This window comes from Bradyrhizobium niftali (assembly GCF_004571025.1).
In the GTDB taxonomy this organism is placed as follows: domain Bacteria; phylum Pseudomonadota; class Alphaproteobacteria; order Rhizobiales; family Xanthobacteraceae; genus Bradyrhizobium; species Bradyrhizobium niftali.
On record NZ_SPQT01000001.1, the window covers coordinates 1 to 14,022 of the forward strand.

Here is a 14,022-nt window from a genome sequence, read left to right on the forward strand (position 1 = left end):
ACGATGCGAGTCTGCGGCTCAAATGATGTGCGCCGACGCAGGCTTCCATGCCGATCAGGCAAGGCGGCATATTGGCGAGCCGCGCCTCCACCTGGCCACGCGACCACTTTTGCCGCAGCACGATGGTGCCGCGCGTATCGTGGCCCACGACGTGGAACGAGTTTTTGCCGATATCGATGCCGATCACGGCGATCGCGGTACTGGGTGTCTGGGACATGGCGTGCTCCCTGTCTTGGCGCCCCTGGCCAGCTTATCGCTGGCGGGGCAGGAGCACGGCCGGACCATCCCATTAGCGGACTTTGGCTGCGATCCCTCTGTTGTTAGGGATTGCTGAATAGCCTCTAGGCGCATAACGAGCCGGGCTAGTTCGAGGTTATTAAATGCTAAGCGTGATGCGAAACGCGGCGGTAGGGGCGCTCATATACGAGTTTTTATTCGACGTTTACCGGCTCATCGAAGCTGAGCGGGGGCATAACCTGTGGCTCCCTGATGAAGACGGCGTGCTGCGCGAAGCTTTCTGCCACAACTCCACGAGCTGCTGGGAGTGGAGCACTTCCGTCTTGGAGGAGGCCGGCGTCACCAAGACCCTCCAATCGCCCCCACCCGCTCTCAGGTTCATTAAGCCTGATCCGAACATGAGGAGTGCGTATAGCTACCCTTTGATGACCTTGGAGGAATGTCATGTCGCGGACTTTTCAGCGTTCGAGACCTTCGACAACTATTGCTACGCAATGTTCACCTTCTGGCAATTAGTCGGTCAAATGTCGGGGCGCGACGATGCCATCAATCTCGCCGTTCTGTCTCCCCGCTTCTTGGAAGCGGTAGCAACCAAGGATGATATCTTCGTTTTCGAGGGCGTTTATCGCGTTAGAATTAGAGAGGATCGCTTCGAGCAAAAGGTGATGATGCGTTGGCGCGAGATGGATCTGCGCGTTTTTCGACGTAAGGAACACGCGTAAACGTATACCGCCTTCACTTCTGAAGTATCAGTTCCGCTTGTGGCCCCTAGCCGACATCTCCGGTGGCCTGCGGCATGGACCGCTTCTGACCCAAAGCGTTAACGAAAGCGCGGAGCGTGTCCGCTCTGCCCAATTTCTGTGTTGCCGAACAAGAGTTCGGCGTTAACCACCGCCATCGGTTCCCGTCTGCGCGAAATCGCTTCGAGGTTTCTTAAATTTTGCCGGGTACCTCTTCCAGGCATGGTGACCTGGGGAAAGATATGAGCAAGCGGGCCAAACGTGGAAAGGCAGACACGCTTGCACTGCCAATGGCCGGGCGAGTTGCAATTGGCGTCGTGGCCGTCGCGGCATTGGGGTACGGCTTGCTGTCTCGCCCGGCGAGCGTGCAACCGACACGGAAACCGTCCGCACCCCAAGCCATGGCATCGTCAACCCCGGTTTACGTGGCAACTCCAGTTCATGCACCAGCACCAGCACCAGCTCCGGCTACGATTCCGGCCCCGGCGCCCCTGGTCGAGCCGCCAAAAGCCGCTGACGGTCCCGGAGCATTTGTCCGGCAGGTGGTTGACTACGCCAGCCGCCAGACGCCGGGGACCGTGATCATCGATACCAAGAACACATTCCTTTATTTCGTTCTGAACGACACGCAGGCACTGCGCTACGGCATCGGTGTTGGCCGCGAAGGTTTCGCATGGTCCGGTGAGCAGACTGTGGCTCGTAAAGCGGAATGGCCGGATTGGCGCCCGCCTGCGGAGATGGTCTCGCGTCAGCCTTATTTGCCACGGTTCATGGCGGGCGGTCCCGGCAACCCGCTCGGCGCTCGGGCGATGTATCTGGGCGAGACCGAGTATAGAATTCACGGCACCAACAAGCCCGATACGATCGGGAAGCGGGTTTCGTCCGGCTGTATCCGGCTGACCAACGAGGACGTCGAGGACCTCTATGAGCGGGTGAAAGTCGGAGCGAAAGTGATCGTGCTTCCGGGAACCGTTGCCCGTCGGCCATCCCAGGGAGCGCCGCCTGACGCCGCTTCCCGATCGCCGGACCCGGCATCGCCGTCGAACCGGCCCTCGGCAGCTAACGCGCAGATGCTGTCATCTGGACCGAAGATCGCCGAGGCCCAGTAACTCAGTCCTCCGTCCTCGGCCTGCAACTGAAGACGAGGAGGCAATTCAAGTCGCAGCTTCTGGCCGGTCTCGGACCTTGGGCCCTTCACCGCATTGGGCCGCTCTCGGCCGAATGCCGGACATGTGGTTAACGAGATAAGAGGCACGCCACGTCGGTGCTGTGCCCCGTTGGATCTGGCTGGAAATCGGTCCGTGCGACGCATCCGACGGCGAACTGGTAGGAGTACCACCAACGAGAGGTGGACAGCCATCGGCTTTCAAGCAGAATGTCATCACCCCGATGCCGCAGCCTCGCCACACTCTGTGCCAGATCGGATGCGGTAATCGGTGCATCAACGATCATCAGGCCCGGCGGATGTACCCACGCCTGATGATCTTGAATGGCCCCGACGAGCAATCGTCGGGGCCATTGTTGTGATCGGCATGGCAAGGCTAGAGATTCTTGCCGCGCCGCGTCTTTTGCTGCCGCCGATGCCGGCGTCGTTCGGCCCGACTATTCGCTGAAAAGTCAGACGATTGCGCTGTCATCGATTGACCGTCAAACACCGGACTATCACTCGTCAATTCAATCTGCAAAGCTGTGACAACACAAATGCGCCTGTAAACAAGCAAGCGCGAAGGAGGTTCGCAGTGGAGAAGGTGCAACGCTTGCGTGCGATGGGTTCGCTGTGCCGTCAACAGGCCGCATACAACAGCATGAACAAATGGAAGCTGCTCGCAGAAGCAGAATACTGGGATCACCTGGCTGATCTCGAGTTGTCTTCTTACTTCCAGCAATGCAACGCCACAGGCTCGGACGAGATGGAGCGGTCGCAAGCGATCACAAGCACGAATGAGGCTGGGCAGAAGACGATTTCCGCCGCGTGAGGTCAGAACGAGCTGCCTGCTGAATCCCGTGCCACCGCGCTTCTCGGAGGGAATCGCGGCCCGGACACGCATATTCTCGTCGAGCGTTGCGACAGAGCGATTACGTCACTCCATGTCGTTCGGCCGCTGCGCAATTGCAGCGAGAGAATGCGACGCCGCCCTCACGGGCCTGCCACCTGCTGCAGCGTGTTGAAGCGCGCCTTCTGCTCGCTGCTCAGCGTGGCATAGAATTCGTCCAGGGCGGGCTCGACCAGCTTGGCGGCCGTCAGCATGGCCTCGAGCCGGCGCTGCATCGCCTCCAGCCGTCCGACCGGCGTCAGCGGGACATCGTTCGGACAGGCCGCCTGCAGGCCCTCAACGCCCTTCGTCGTCGCTTCGCTGAGACGGTCGAGCGCTTCCTTCTGCTTGCCCGCGGGGTGGAGCACAGCCTCGATCCTTTGGATCGGCAACTGGGTCAGGCCGGACTTCGGATCGCCGCAGGTCTCGGCACGGGCTTCCTGGGCACCGGCTTCCTGCTGCGGCGGCGAGCGGTCGCCGACATTGGGGCCGAGCGCGTTGAAGCGGGCCTGCTGCTCGTCACTGAGCGAGTTGTAGAAATTCTCCAGCGCCGGCCGCACGATCTTGACCGCTTCCAGCGTTGCGTTGACGCGGTTCATCATCGCCCGCAACCGGCCGGGCGGAGTCAGCGCATAAGTCTCCGCGCAGGAGTCCTTGAACACACCGGCAGCGCTGGCTGCCGCGGTCTTCAATTCGTCGAGCAGCGCGCGTTGCTCCGGCGTCGGCCGCACCGCCCGCGCGATATCGGCAAGCGGCCAGGCGGTGACGCCCTTGTCCGGTGTGCCGCACAATTGCTGTAGCGCTTGCGGGCTCACACTGGCGCGCGGGCGCGCGCGGGAGCCGCCGCCGGCTTGCCGATAGTCATACGGGTCGATGCTGGCATAGGCGGAATAGGGGCTGTCGCCACCCCAGAACACGGTGTCGACGAAGTCGTCATACGCGTACGCCCAATAGCCGGGCTCGTACGCATAGGACCAGAATGTGTAGTCAAAAATGTCGGAGTAGGCGTACGGCCAGAACACGGGCCCAAGCCACGCCACGAACACCGCAGGATGGCGGTGTCGCCAAGCCTGCCGGGGATACCAGCCGCTCTGGCGGGCGACGAGGGCCGCCTGGGTCTGCGCGGTGCTCCGCCCGCGGAAGCGCTCGGCAAACCGTCCGCGCTCGGCGGCGCGCGCGGCGCCCGCCGCTGCGGTTGCAGCGGGAGCGAGCAGTCCCAGCCGCTGCTGGCGCGCCAGATCGGCTTGCTGCGTGCGCTGCTCGCGTTGCAGCAGGCGGTTCTGCGACTGGAGCATCCGTTGCTGCTCGCGTAGCGCCCGCACGCCTTCCGGCTTTTGCGATTGCAATTGCTGCACGCGCTGCTGCAGGCGATCGATGCGGGTCTGGCGGTCCGCGGTCTGGCGCGACAGCATCTCGCGCTGCCGCTGCTGTACCATCTGCTGACGCTGCTGGATCTGTTGCTGATGCTGCTGCGCGCGCTGATCGATCTGCTCCCGTCGCGACAGCCGCTCGCTTACGGCCGGTGCTGCGCCTGGACCGGAGGGACCGGCAATATGCGGCTCCGGTCGCGGTGCCATGGCCGGACGTTGCGGCGCTGCCGGCGCCCGATGAAATTCAGGCCGGGGTGCCGCGATGTGCGGGGCAGCCCGCTGCGGCGGTGCAGCGAAGTGGGGAGTCGGGCGCGGCGGCGGTGCGGCGAAGTGCGGCGCAGGATGCGGCGCCATGGCCGGTCGCTGCGGCATGGCCGGGGGATGGAATGCCGGCGCGGCAGGACGCGCCATGGCGGGCGGCGCCGCCGGACGGGCCATTGCAGGCGGTGGTGCTGCCGGCCGAGCCGCCGGCGCGGCGGCCGGCCCCGCTGGTCCACCTCTTCCGTGTCCGGGTCCCTGGGCGGACGCGCCAACGCTCGTCGCCAGCACCGAGACGCCAACCAAAAAAGCCGTCACGCAAACGCCACGGGGAAGCATCATCGTCGCTCCCAGCTCGAAACCGCCCACGACTCTCAACGCGCGGGTGGCGGAATCGTTCGTTGTTGGCCGCGGCCGGCCTTGCGATCTTCCGACGCAGGCAGCGTCAAATCCGGCTTCCCGGAGATCGATATTTTCTCCCGCGACTGCTAGGGCAAGCCGATGGGCAACGCGCTGCGCACCTGCATCGCGCAGCACAAGACTGTTGTGTAGCTCCCACTAGCGTCGCCCTCACGGGTCTGCGGTCTGTTGCAGCGCGGCGCCTTCGGCTCGCTGCTCAGCGCGGCATAGGACTCGACCAGGGCGGGTTCGACCAGCTTGGCGGCCGTCAGCGTGAGCCCTCTCAATTGACTTCCGCTTTCAGCGGCAGAACGGACATTGGTCGGACTTGCTGCTGGCTCGCCCGGTCCGGCACGCTAAGACGCGCGGTTAAGAAAGATCGGCAGCCCCTGCTTGTTGGCGTAGATGGGGCGGTAGCGCTCCGTGTTGTAGCTGCTCGCAACGTCCAATTTGCGCGGACCGAGCTTGGCGTCAGGGATGGGCACGAGGTCGTAGCGGCCCTCGACCAGCGCCGACATGAGGCCGGTCTTGTTTTCCAGCATGGCATCGTAGGCCATGTTACCGAAAGTCAGGGCCACAAGCTTGTCGATGAAGTCCGGATCGCCCGATCGCAGATCGTAGGTGAGATCGGAGGTGATCGTCTCCTCGCCGGTGCGCTGCTTGATCTCGTCGGCAAGCGATTCCGCCACGTTGGCCTTCTTGCGGTGACCGTAGGCGTCAGGCTCGCCGTATTCCCGCAGCTTGTAGCCTTCCCACTGAGCTCCCTCGCTGAGCACGATCAGCGCGTAGTTGCTTGGATTGGCGCGCTTGTCCTCGATGAGCAACTGGATCAGCTTGTCGAGGTCGACCTTATACTCCGGTATGACGCATCGTATCGAGGTCGCATACGCGGTGTAGAGTGCCGTAAATCCGGCATCGCGGCCAAAGACGCGGAAAATGCCAATTCGCTCATGCGAGCCGACGGTGGTGCGCTGCCGCTGGATGGCATCGCTGGCGCGGGTGATCGCGGTCGAGAAGCCGATGCAGTACTCGGTGTTGCGGACGTCATTATCCATCGTCTTCGGGATGGCGATGATCTTGACGCCGAGTTCGTTGAGCTTGGCCGCATAACTGAGCGTGTCGTCGCCACCGATGGCGATCAGGTGTTCGATGCCAAGTCCCGAAAGGTTAGCGAGCACCTGGCTGGTGAGGTCCCATGTCTTTGTCGCGATGCCGCCGTTGGTGCTCAGCGAGACCGGAACATAATTGCCGACGAGATGATCCGGCAGCTTCTGTATTTTGGAGGGATTGACGCGGCTCGAGTGCAGCACGGTGCCGCCGCGTCGGTCGATGGTTCGAGTGTTTTCACGGTTCAGCGGGATGACGTAGTGGGACCTGCTGTTTGGGTCGTCGAGGTTCAGGTGCGTGAGGGCCTCCCAACCACGGCGCAGACCGACAACCTCGATGTCGTCCTCACTGCCGCGATAAGTCACGCTCTTGATGACTGCATTGAGGCCGGCGACGTCGCCACCGCCCGTGAGAATGCCGATGCGTTTTTTTGCCATATCCACCTCCCGGATCGGCATGTCGTCATAGCGCCTGCATCTGTCGATTGAACGGTGAACGTCGCTCCAGCTTCTGATTGGAGGCGGTCGCTACTCGGCCGCTTCCGGCTTGCGGTCGTCGCGCAGTCGAAAACGCTTCAGCAGTCCGGACACGGTGTCGCGGAAGCCGCCATATTCCAGTTCGGAATAGGGTAGCATGGCGGCGCCAGACCAGCCTTGGCTGCGCATCTCGATGGCCTTGCGCTGGGCGCGCCGGCGGACCTCATCCCATGCCGGGTTGTCGAAGAAATCGGTGTAGGACTCGGCAAAGCGGCCTTCGCTGTCGATCGAAAAGCCGACGCAAGAAACGATCGGCAGGCAGTACATGCCGGTAACCGGTGTGTTGAGTGGCACCGGCATGAGTGGCATCACATGCGAGCCGCGTGCATCGCCGCCCACGAAGTGCGCTTTGGCGAACGGCGAGATTATTTCCTCCGGAGCTGGGAAAATCCCCTGGTTCCTGACGATCGCGACTGGATCATCCTTGCCGGTGTATTTGCCTGCGATCGCGTGGAGGCGCTGTGCCGAAACGGCCACGACGACCTCGCCATGGGTTCGAGAAATGATGCGATCGATGCCGAAGCGCTCGTTGTCGCGAAGCAGGGCGGCAATGTGGTAGCTGTCGGCGGGTGCGTCGAGCTCGAGTAGGCTGTCGCCGGCTGTGTTGTCCATGTCGATGACATGGAAACGGAATCCCTTGATCATCGGAGGCAGCATCAGCCCAGCGCAATACATGGGGTCGGCAAAGGCGAGATAGAGCGGCAGGTTGTAGGCGCCCGGGCCGCATTTGTCGGCTGCGAACACCATGAAGGACTCCGCGGGTCGCACGCCGGAGAGGCTGTGGTCGAAGCTGAGTTCGGCGACGCCTGGGCCGGCGCCGCGAATGTTCCCGGAAGGCGCGTCGGCGAGAAGATCCTGGCCAGCGCCATAGAGGCCGGAGGTTTTCGCGACCGAGGTGGCCGCGAGGAACGTCTTCCAGGCGAGTTGATGGACCTCGGAGCTTCCTTCGCCCCGTGTGTGCGTCATGATGATCGCAATGTCGTCGCCGGTGTGGCAGATGAAACCGTCGATCAGCAGACCATTGCAGATCGCCTTGGCAACCTCGCCCTCGACAGTCGCCATCATGCGTGAAGACGGTTTTGTATGCCCGCCAACGGAGCCAACGTCAGCTTTGATGACTGAAAGAGTGAGTCTCACGAGCATTTCTCCGATCAGCGCAGCTCAGCGCCACCGGCCTCGGCGCTTGCTGCGCCGGGCACGGCGCTGCTCATTCGCGGACAAAAACGTCCGTCGCTCCGATAGGTTCCACGCACCCCGTTCATCCGGTTGCCGGAATCATGCCGAGTTTTGCCGTAGGACCATGCGTCACTATTTGCTGCGCTGCACGAGTCCGGTTCTGGCCGGACCGCTAACTCGTTGTTGGGCTCGGCCGGCAGTGCGATCTTCCGACGCAGGCAGCGTCAGGAGAAATCCTGCGTCAGGGTCGTGGCGAACTGCTCCAGCGCCCAGTCGACCTCGTCGCTGGTGATCACCAGCGGCGGGGCGATGCGGATCGTGTGCCCGTGGGTATCCTTGGCGAGGATACCCTTGCCCTGGAGCGCCTCGCAGTAGCGGCGCGCGCGGCCGGCCTCGGGATGCAGTTCGACCGCCAGCATCAGGCCGCGCCCGCGCACGTCGCGGACCGTGTTGGCGCGGATGTCCTTCAAGCCTTCCAGAAGGCGCGCGCCCTGCCTGGCCGCGTTCTCGATCATGCCTTCCTCGACCAGCACACGCATCGCCGCGCGCGCCACCGCGCAGGCCAGCGGGTTGCCGCCGAAGGTCGAACCATGCTGCCCGGGTCGGAGTGTCCCGAGCACGTCGTTGTTCGAGAGCACGGCCGACACGGGATAGAAGCCGCCGGACAGGGCCTTGCCGAGCAGGGTGACGTCAGCCTCGATTCCCTCGTGCTGTTCGGCGAGCAGCTTGCCGGTGCGGCCGAGCCCGGTCTGGATCTCGTCGAGCACCAGCATGACGTTGTTGGCCGTGCAGAGCTCCCGTACCCTGGTGAAATAGCCGGCTGGTGGAATGATGACACCGGCTTCGCCCTGGATCGGCTCGACCAGAAAGGCGACGGTGTTTGGGGTGATCGCTTGTTCGAGCGCCGCGGCGTCGCCGAACGGGATGATCCTGAAGCCCGGCGCGAACGGACCGAAGTGTCCGTGGGTCTCGGGATCCGTTGAAAAGCCGACGATGCCCAGCGTACGTCCGTGGAAATTGTCGGCGCAGACGATGATCTCGGCTTGGCCGTCCGGCACGCCTTTCACCTCGTAGCCCCATTTGCGCACCGACTTGATCGCGCTTTCGACCGCCTCGGCGCCGCTGTTCATCGGCAGCACCTTGTGCGAGCCGGTCATCGCCGCGATCTCCTCGTAGAACGGGGCGAGCTGGTCGTTGTGGAAGGCGCGCGAGGTGAGCGTCAGCCTGTGCGCCTGTTCCACCATCGCCGCCAGGATCTTGGGGTGGCAATGGCCCTGGCTGACCGCGGAATAGGCGGAGAGGCAATCGAGATAACGGTTGCCGTCGGTATCCCAGACCCAGACACCTTCGCCGCGCGACAGGACGACCCCGATCGGTTCGTAATTACGGGCGCCAAAGCGCGCTTCCGTTGCAAGGTAATCAATGACGGACGAGCTCATCTTTCGTCACTCCATTGTTGCGTGCCGGCTGCACCGCGCTCAAATTCATCCGGGCCCGGCGAGATGCGCGACGCCGCGGATTTGCCTTCCCTTGTCAAATGGTTATGCGGATCCACCGAGGCAATCTTCCGTTAGCCTCCGCTACTGTGCATGGGGTTGTTTTCGACATTTTTGTTTTCGGGCCTCAGCCGATCGCGCAGGGCACGCTCAAAAAGCCGCGGAACCGCACCCGGCCGCCGCGCACCGGCTGGCCGTTCACGGCGTAGTTCGGGAAGCGCGCCAGGAAGCGCGAGATCGCGATGGCGCCCTCGAGCCGCGCCAGCGCCATGCCGGCGCATTGATGCGCGCCGGTGGCGAAGGCGAGATGCCGGTTCGGCGTCCGCGCGATGTCGAAGCCCTCGGGGTCGGGAAACTGCGCGGGGTCGCGGTTGGCCGCCCCGATGCACAGCGTCACCGACGTGCCGGCGTCGAGCATGACGCCGCCGAGCTCGACGGGTTCGGTGGTCATGCGGTTGCCGAGCTGGTTCGAGCTCTCGTAGCGCAGCATCTCCTCCACCGCTGTCTTGATCATGTCGGGGTTGTCGATCAGCCGCTGCTTCTGGTCCGGATTCCGGTCCAGTGCGACGAGGCCGTTGCCGATCAGGTTGGTGGTGGTCTCGTGTCCGGCATTGAGCAGGAAGATGCAATTGTGCAGCAGCTCCTTCTCCGTCAGCCGCTCGCCGTTACCTTCTCCCTGGATCAGGCGTGTCAGCACGTCGCGCTCGGGATTGCCGGGTTTGCCGCGCCGGCGCGCGACCAGCGTTTCGAGATAGGCGAGAAAGTCCTTCACCGCCTTGTTGCCGCGCGCGGCCGCTTCGCTCGACACCACGGGTTCGAGAGCACCGAGGATCGCCAGCGACCAGTCGCGCAGCGGCGCGCGCTCGTCATGGGGCACGTCGAGCAGATTGCCGATCACCTCGATCGGGATCGAGGCGGCAAAATCCTCGATCAGCTCGCAATGGCCCTTGGCGGCGATGGCATCGAGCAGGCTGTCGACCAGCTTGACGAGATCGCCCTCCATCCCCGCGATCGCGCGCGGCGACAGCGCGCCCATGATCAGGCGGCGCACGCGGGTGTGTGCCGGCGGATCGTTGAAGACGAGGCTGGTGGTGTGATGCTCATAGAGCGGGGTGTCGCCGTATTTCGGCGCGAACTCGCGCTTCTTGTCGGAGCTGAACGACTTGGTGTTCTTGTAGGTGGCGACGAGGTCGTCGTAGCGGGTCAGGAACACGGTGCCGTTCGGCAGGCGCTTGACCGGCTCGTTCTGCCGCAGTGCACGATAGGTCGGGTAGGGGTTGTCGTAGAACTCCGGCGTCAGCTTCTCGAGATCGAAATTCGACGCCAGTTCTTTCGCACTTGCGTTCATTGCCGCCATACTCGCCGGTTGAGACCGATATGCCGTTTTCGCTCTTTCGAGCGGCGCGGATCACCGTCTACAGTCGTGCCGTGATTTGCAAGCCGACCGGACAGGAAAATGCACGCCCGCGCTGACGCTGCCGACACGGCCCCGAATTGGCCCGACGATATTTTCGCGACATTGCAGCGCTTCGACGTCCGGCAGGTGCCTTACGTGCCCGATGCCGGCCATTCGAAGCTGATCCAGCGCGTGCTGGGGTCCACCACAATGCGCGGCATTCCCTTGACGACGGAAGAGGAGGGCGTGGCGCTTCTGGCGGGCGCCTGGACCGGCGGGCAGCGCGGCGTCCTGCTGATGCAGTCGAGCGGGGTCGGCAATTGCATCAACATGCTGTCGCTGATCCCGATCCTGCGCTTTCCGTTCCTCACGCTGGTGACCATGCGCGGCGAGTGGGGCGAGTTCAATCCGTGGCAGGTGCCGATGGGATCGACCACGCAGGGCGTGTTCGAGCTCTCCGGCGTCAAGGTGCTGCGCGCGTCCAATGCGGCCGAGGTGCCGGCGGTGTTGGAGGCAGCCGCAGCGCAGGCCTATAACGCGCTCACGCCCACCGCCGTCCTGTTGTCGCAGCGCCTGATCGGCGCCAAGGTTTTCACCAGATGAGCAAGGCCAATCTCCTCGACCGCCGCCAGGTGGTCTCCGCGCTGTTCGCGGACCGCAAGGACGTGGTTGCGATCGGCGGCCTCGGGGCCTCCACCAACGACATGTGTGCCGCGGGCGATCACGCCCGCAACTTCTATCTCTGGGGCGGCATGGGCGGCGCCGCGATGATCGGGCTGGGGCTCGCGCTGGCGCAGCCGAAACTGCCGGTGCTGGTCATCACCGGCGATGGCGAGATGCTGATGGGCATGGGCAGCCTTGCCACCATCGGGCTCCAGAAGCCGTCCAACCTCTCCATCGTGGTGCTCGACAACGAGGCCTATGGCGAGACCGGCGGCCAGACCAGCCACACCTCGGCCGCCGCCGACCTCGTCGGCGTCGCCAAGGCCTGCGGCATCGGAGACGCCCGCGCGATCTCGACCATGGCCGAGGTCGCGGCCTTTGCCAAAGCCGTCCACGACGTCTCGGCGGGGCCGAGATTTGCCAATGTAAAGATCGACAGCGCCAGCCTCGAGCGGATCCTGCCGAGCCGGGACGGGACCTACATCGTCAACCGGATCCGCGGCGAGCTCGGCTTCCAGCCGATCTAGGTCCATTTCCCGGGGCGAACTCGCCTGCACGTGGGCCGTGCAGGCGGGGCAATTTCCACTGAAATTACAACGCTTCCAGGTTGCGATGCAGCATAATGCTTGACTTTTGCGTGGGTGAGTGCTTACTCACTATCCCATGAGCTCACTGCGAATGACGAGCGACCTGAGGCGTCAATTGATCCTCGGCGCCGCAAAGCGCTGCTTTGCCCGACACGGCTATACCGGCACCACGACCAAGAGCGTGGCGGCCGCCGCTGCCATTTCCGAAGCCCTGCTGTTCAAGCATTTCCCCTCCAAGGCGGCGCTCTACGCTGAAATCCTCAGCGACGAATGCGAAGCCGATCCGGCGCTGACGGACCTTCTGGAACGGGAGCCGTCCACCGCCACCATGGTCGAGCTGATCCGCGGCATGGTCCAGCACTTCCTCCGCATCGCCGATGGTCCGGACCGGGAAGAGGCCCAGCGCCTGCGACTGATGGCCACGAGCCATTTGGATGATGGCGAATTCGCCCGTTTGCTATATGCCAAGATCGAGAAGCTGATCGGGGCGGTCTTCATCGCCTCGCTCGAGCGTGCGGTTGCCGCCGGGGACGCGCGGCCCTGCACTGGCGATCCACTCAACCTGTTCTGGTTTGCGCATCATTCGTTGATGACGGCGGCCCTGACCAGGCTGCCGGCTACGCCCTGTCTCGCTTACGGCAAGGCGAACGATCTGGAGCGTCAGCTCTGTGAGTTTCTCCTGAGAGGTATCGGACTTAACGACGCCGCAATTGCTTCACATCTGGGCCGCGATCAGGCGCCGGGTGTCGGCAAGACGGCGATTGCAGAAAGTGCATGACATGAACATCGTAACCGAACACAAGATTTCGGGCGAACCGATCGACAAGGCTCCCAAGCGTCCGGTCCGGCCGGTGCTCTGGTTCGTCATCGTCGGCACGCTGCTCGGCGTGCTCGTCGGCGGCCTCGTCTGGTTCAATTACTTCCGCGGCCAGATGATCAAGCAGTTCTTCGCCAACAACAAGCCGCCGCCGACCACGGTCAGTGCGGCCGAGGCGAAGTCCGAGGTGGTGCCTAACCTGCTGACCGCGGTCGGCGGGCTTGCCGCCGTGCACCAGGTCGATGTCAGCGCCGACGTCAACGGCCGCGTCACCGAGATCAAGTTCGAGCCGGGTTCGCATGTCGAGGCCGGCACACCGCTGGTGCAGCTGTTCGACGCGCCCGATCAGGGCGATCTCGCCAATTACAAGGCCCAGGCGACCGTCGCGCAGCTCTCGCTCGATCGTGCCAAGCAACTGGCGTCGCGCCAGTTCGGCCCGCAGGCGACCGTCGATTCGGCGCAGGCCGCGTACGACCAGGCGCTGGCCGGCATCGCCAAGACCGAAGCGCTGATCTCGCAGAAGCTCGTGCGCGCGCCGTTCTCCGGCGATCTCGGCGTCCGCAAGGTCGAGGTCGGCCAATATCTGACGGCCGGTACGGCGATCGTGTCGCTGACCGATCTGTCGGAGCTCTGGGCCAACTTCACGGTGACGGAAAAGGACTCGGGCAACCTCAAGGTCGGTCAGGCGGTCCGCCTGAAGGTCGACGCCTATCCGGGCCGCACCTTCGACGCCAAGATCACCACGATCGAGCCGCAGATCTCGACCGACACCCGCAACATCCGCGTGCAGGCGACCGTCTCCAATCCGGAGAAGATCCTGAAGCCCGGCATGTTCGTGACCACCACGGTGGTGCTGCCGGACAAGCCGGCGGTGATCACCGTGCCGGAGACGGCGGTCGACTACACGCTCTACGGCGACTCCGTGTTCGTGATCACCGAGAAGAAGGAAGAGGACGGCAAGACCAGCCTCTCCGCGGTGCGCACGTTCGTGCAGACCGGCAACCGGGTCGAGGGCCGCGTCGAAATCATCAAAGGCGTGAAGCCGGGCGACAAGGTCGTCGCCGTCGGCCAGCTCAAGCTGCAATCGGGCGCGGCGGTGTCGATTTCGACCGACCCGGCCCCGCAGATCCCGGCGCAGCCGCCGCGCTACTGACACCGCAAACGTCACAGCATGATCCGGCACGGCCGGATCATGTTCGTGCAAGTC

The 14,022-nt window shown here is 63.9% G+C and carries 13 protein-coding genes and 1 pseudogene; 7 read left to right on the top strand and 7 right to left on the bottom strand.

Annotated features, from left to right (window positions below):
* Positions 1-217, bottom strand: a pseudogene (locus E4K65_RS00005) (IS110 family transposase); the annotation flags it as partial.
* Between the two features lie 163 nt (positions 218-380).
* On the opposite strand from E4K65_RS00005, the gene E4K65_RS00015 reads away from it, so the two are divergent.
* The 3 genes from E4K65_RS00015 to E4K65_RS00025 all read left to right on the top strand — a co-directional run bounded on the left by E4K65_RS00015 (position 381) and on the right by E4K65_RS00025 (position 2,953).
* Positions 381-959 carry a hypothetical protein gene (locus E4K65_RS00015; protein ID WP_235885414.1) on the top strand — a complete coding sequence of 193 codons (579 nt, stop codon included), beginning with the start codon at positions 381-383 and terminating at the stop codon, positions 957-959.
* A 260-nt stretch (positions 960-1,219) separates the two neighbouring features.
* Positions 1,220-2,086, top strand: coding sequence for a L,D-transpeptidase (locus tag E4K65_RS00020; RefSeq protein WP_167770404.1), 867 nt, complete (start codon positions 1,220-1,222; stop codon positions 2,084-2,086).
* A 630-nt stretch (positions 2,087-2,716) separates the two neighbouring features.
* Complete coding sequence (locus E4K65_RS00025; protein ID WP_135172349.1) at positions 2,717-2,953, top strand: hypothetical protein; 237 nt, start codon at positions 2,717-2,719, stop codon at positions 2,951-2,953.
* A gap of 161 nt (positions 2,954-3,114) precedes the next feature.
* Here the strand turns inward: E4K65_RS00025 and E4K65_RS00030 are convergent, their stop codons facing one another.
* The 6 genes from E4K65_RS00030 to E4K65_RS00050 form a co-directional block, all read right to left on the bottom strand.
* Positions 3,115-4,818: a Spy/CpxP family protein refolding chaperone gene (locus E4K65_RS00030; protein WP_283813797.1), complete on the bottom strand. Its 1,704-nt coding sequence runs from the start codon at positions 4,816-4,818 to the stop codon at positions 3,115-3,117.
* Between the two features lie 308 nt (positions 4,819-5,126).
* Entirely contained in the window at positions 5,127-5,324 is a 198-nt protein-coding gene (locus E4K65_RS46840; protein WP_167770405.1) for a hypothetical protein, read from the bottom strand.
* 69 nt (positions 5,325-5,393) lie between these two features.
* Complete coding sequence (locus tag E4K65_RS00035) at positions 5,394-6,581, bottom strand: 6-phosphofructokinase (RefSeq protein ID WP_167770406.1); 1,188 nt, start codon at positions 6,579-6,581, stop codon at positions 5,394-5,396.
* A gap of 90 nt (positions 6,582-6,671) precedes the next feature.
* Complete coding sequence (locus E4K65_RS00040; RefSeq protein WP_283813798.1) at positions 6,672-7,823, bottom strand: fructose-1,6-bisphosphatase; 1,152 nt, start codon at positions 7,821-7,823, stop codon at positions 6,672-6,674.
* 257 nt (positions 7,824-8,080) lie between these two features.
* Positions 8,081-9,295, bottom strand: coding sequence for an ornithine--oxo-acid transaminase (gene rocD / locus E4K65_RS00045; protein ID WP_135172352.1), 1,215 nt, complete (start codon positions 9,293-9,295; stop codon positions 8,081-8,083).
* Between the two features lie 184 nt (positions 9,296-9,479).
* The gene (locus tag E4K65_RS00050) at positions 9,480-10,700 is read right to left on the bottom strand and encodes a cytochrome P450 (protein ID WP_135172353.1); all 1,221 of its coding nucleotides are present in this window, start codon (positions 10,698-10,700) and stop codon (positions 9,480-9,482) included.
* A 108-nt stretch (positions 10,701-10,808) separates the two neighbouring features.
* Between E4K65_RS00050 and E4K65_RS00055 the strand changes: the two genes are divergently transcribed.
* The 4 genes from E4K65_RS00055 (at position 10,809) to E4K65_RS00070 (ending at position 13,968) form a co-directional block, all read left to right on the top strand.
* Positions 10,809-11,351, top strand: coding sequence for a phosphonopyruvate decarboxylase (locus E4K65_RS00055; RefSeq protein ID WP_027543956.1), 543 nt, complete (start codon positions 10,809-10,811; stop codon positions 11,349-11,351).
* Positions 11,348-11,938, top strand: a complete 591-nt coding sequence (locus E4K65_RS00060) for a thiamine pyrophosphate-dependent enzyme (protein WP_135172354.1) — start codon at positions 11,348-11,350, stop codon at positions 11,936-11,938. Before E4K65_RS00055 ends, E4K65_RS00060 begins: the two co-directional genes overlap by 4 nt.
* A gap of 136 nt (positions 11,939-12,074) precedes the next feature.
* Positions 12,075-12,776, top strand: coding sequence for a TetR/AcrR family transcriptional regulator (locus tag E4K65_RS00065; RefSeq protein ID WP_167770407.1), 702 nt, complete (start codon positions 12,075-12,077; stop codon positions 12,774-12,776).
* A 1-nt stretch (position 12,777) separates the two neighbouring features.
* Positions 12,778-13,968: an efflux RND transporter periplasmic adaptor subunit gene (locus E4K65_RS00070; protein WP_135172356.1), complete on the top strand. Its 1,191-nt coding sequence runs from the start codon at positions 12,778-12,780 to the stop codon at positions 13,966-13,968.
* Positions 13,969-14,022 lie beyond the last annotated feature (54 nt).

Bases quoted from the DNA above. Each gene is read 5' to 3' on its own strand.
- E4K65_RS00015 (WP_235885414.1), top strand. From the start codon at position 381: ATGCTAAGCGTGATGCGAAACGCGGCGGTAGGGGCGCTCATATACGAG.
- E4K65_RS00020 (WP_167770404.1), top strand. From the start codon at position 1,220: ATGAGCAAGCGGGCCAAACGTGGAAAGGCAGACACGCTTGCACTGCCA.
- E4K65_RS00030 (WP_283813797.1), bottom strand. From the start codon at position 4,818: ATGGCCCGTCCGGCGGCGCCGCCCGCCATGGCGCGTCCTGCCGCGCCG.
- E4K65_RS00035 (WP_167770406.1), bottom strand. From the start codon at position 6,581: ATGGCAAAAAAACGCATCGGCATTCTCACGGGCGGTGGCGACGTCGCC.
- E4K65_RS00040 (WP_283813798.1), bottom strand. From the start codon at position 7,823: ATGCTCGTGAGACTCACTCTTTCAGTCATCAAAGCTGACGTTGGCTCC.
- rocD (WP_135172352.1), bottom strand. From the start codon at position 9,295: ATGAGCTCGTCCGTCATTGATTACCTTGCAACGGAAGCGCGCTTTGGC.
- E4K65_RS00050 (WP_135172353.1), bottom strand. From the start codon at position 10,700: ATGAACGCAAGTGCGAAAGAACTGGCGTCGAATTTCGATCTCGAGAAG.
- E4K65_RS00055 (WP_027543956.1), top strand. From the start codon at position 10,809: ATGCACGCCCGCGCTGACGCTGCCGACACGGCCCCGAATTGGCCCGAC.
- E4K65_RS00060 (WP_135172354.1), top strand. From the start codon at position 11,348: ATGAGCAAGGCCAATCTCCTCGACCGCCGCCAGGTGGTCTCCGCGCTG.
- E4K65_RS00065 (WP_167770407.1), top strand. From the start codon at position 12,075: ATGAGCTCACTGCGAATGACGAGCGACCTGAGGCGTCAATTGATCCTC.
- E4K65_RS00070 (WP_135172356.1), top strand. From the start codon at position 12,778: ATGAACATCGTAACCGAACACAAGATTTCGGGCGAACCGATCGACAAG.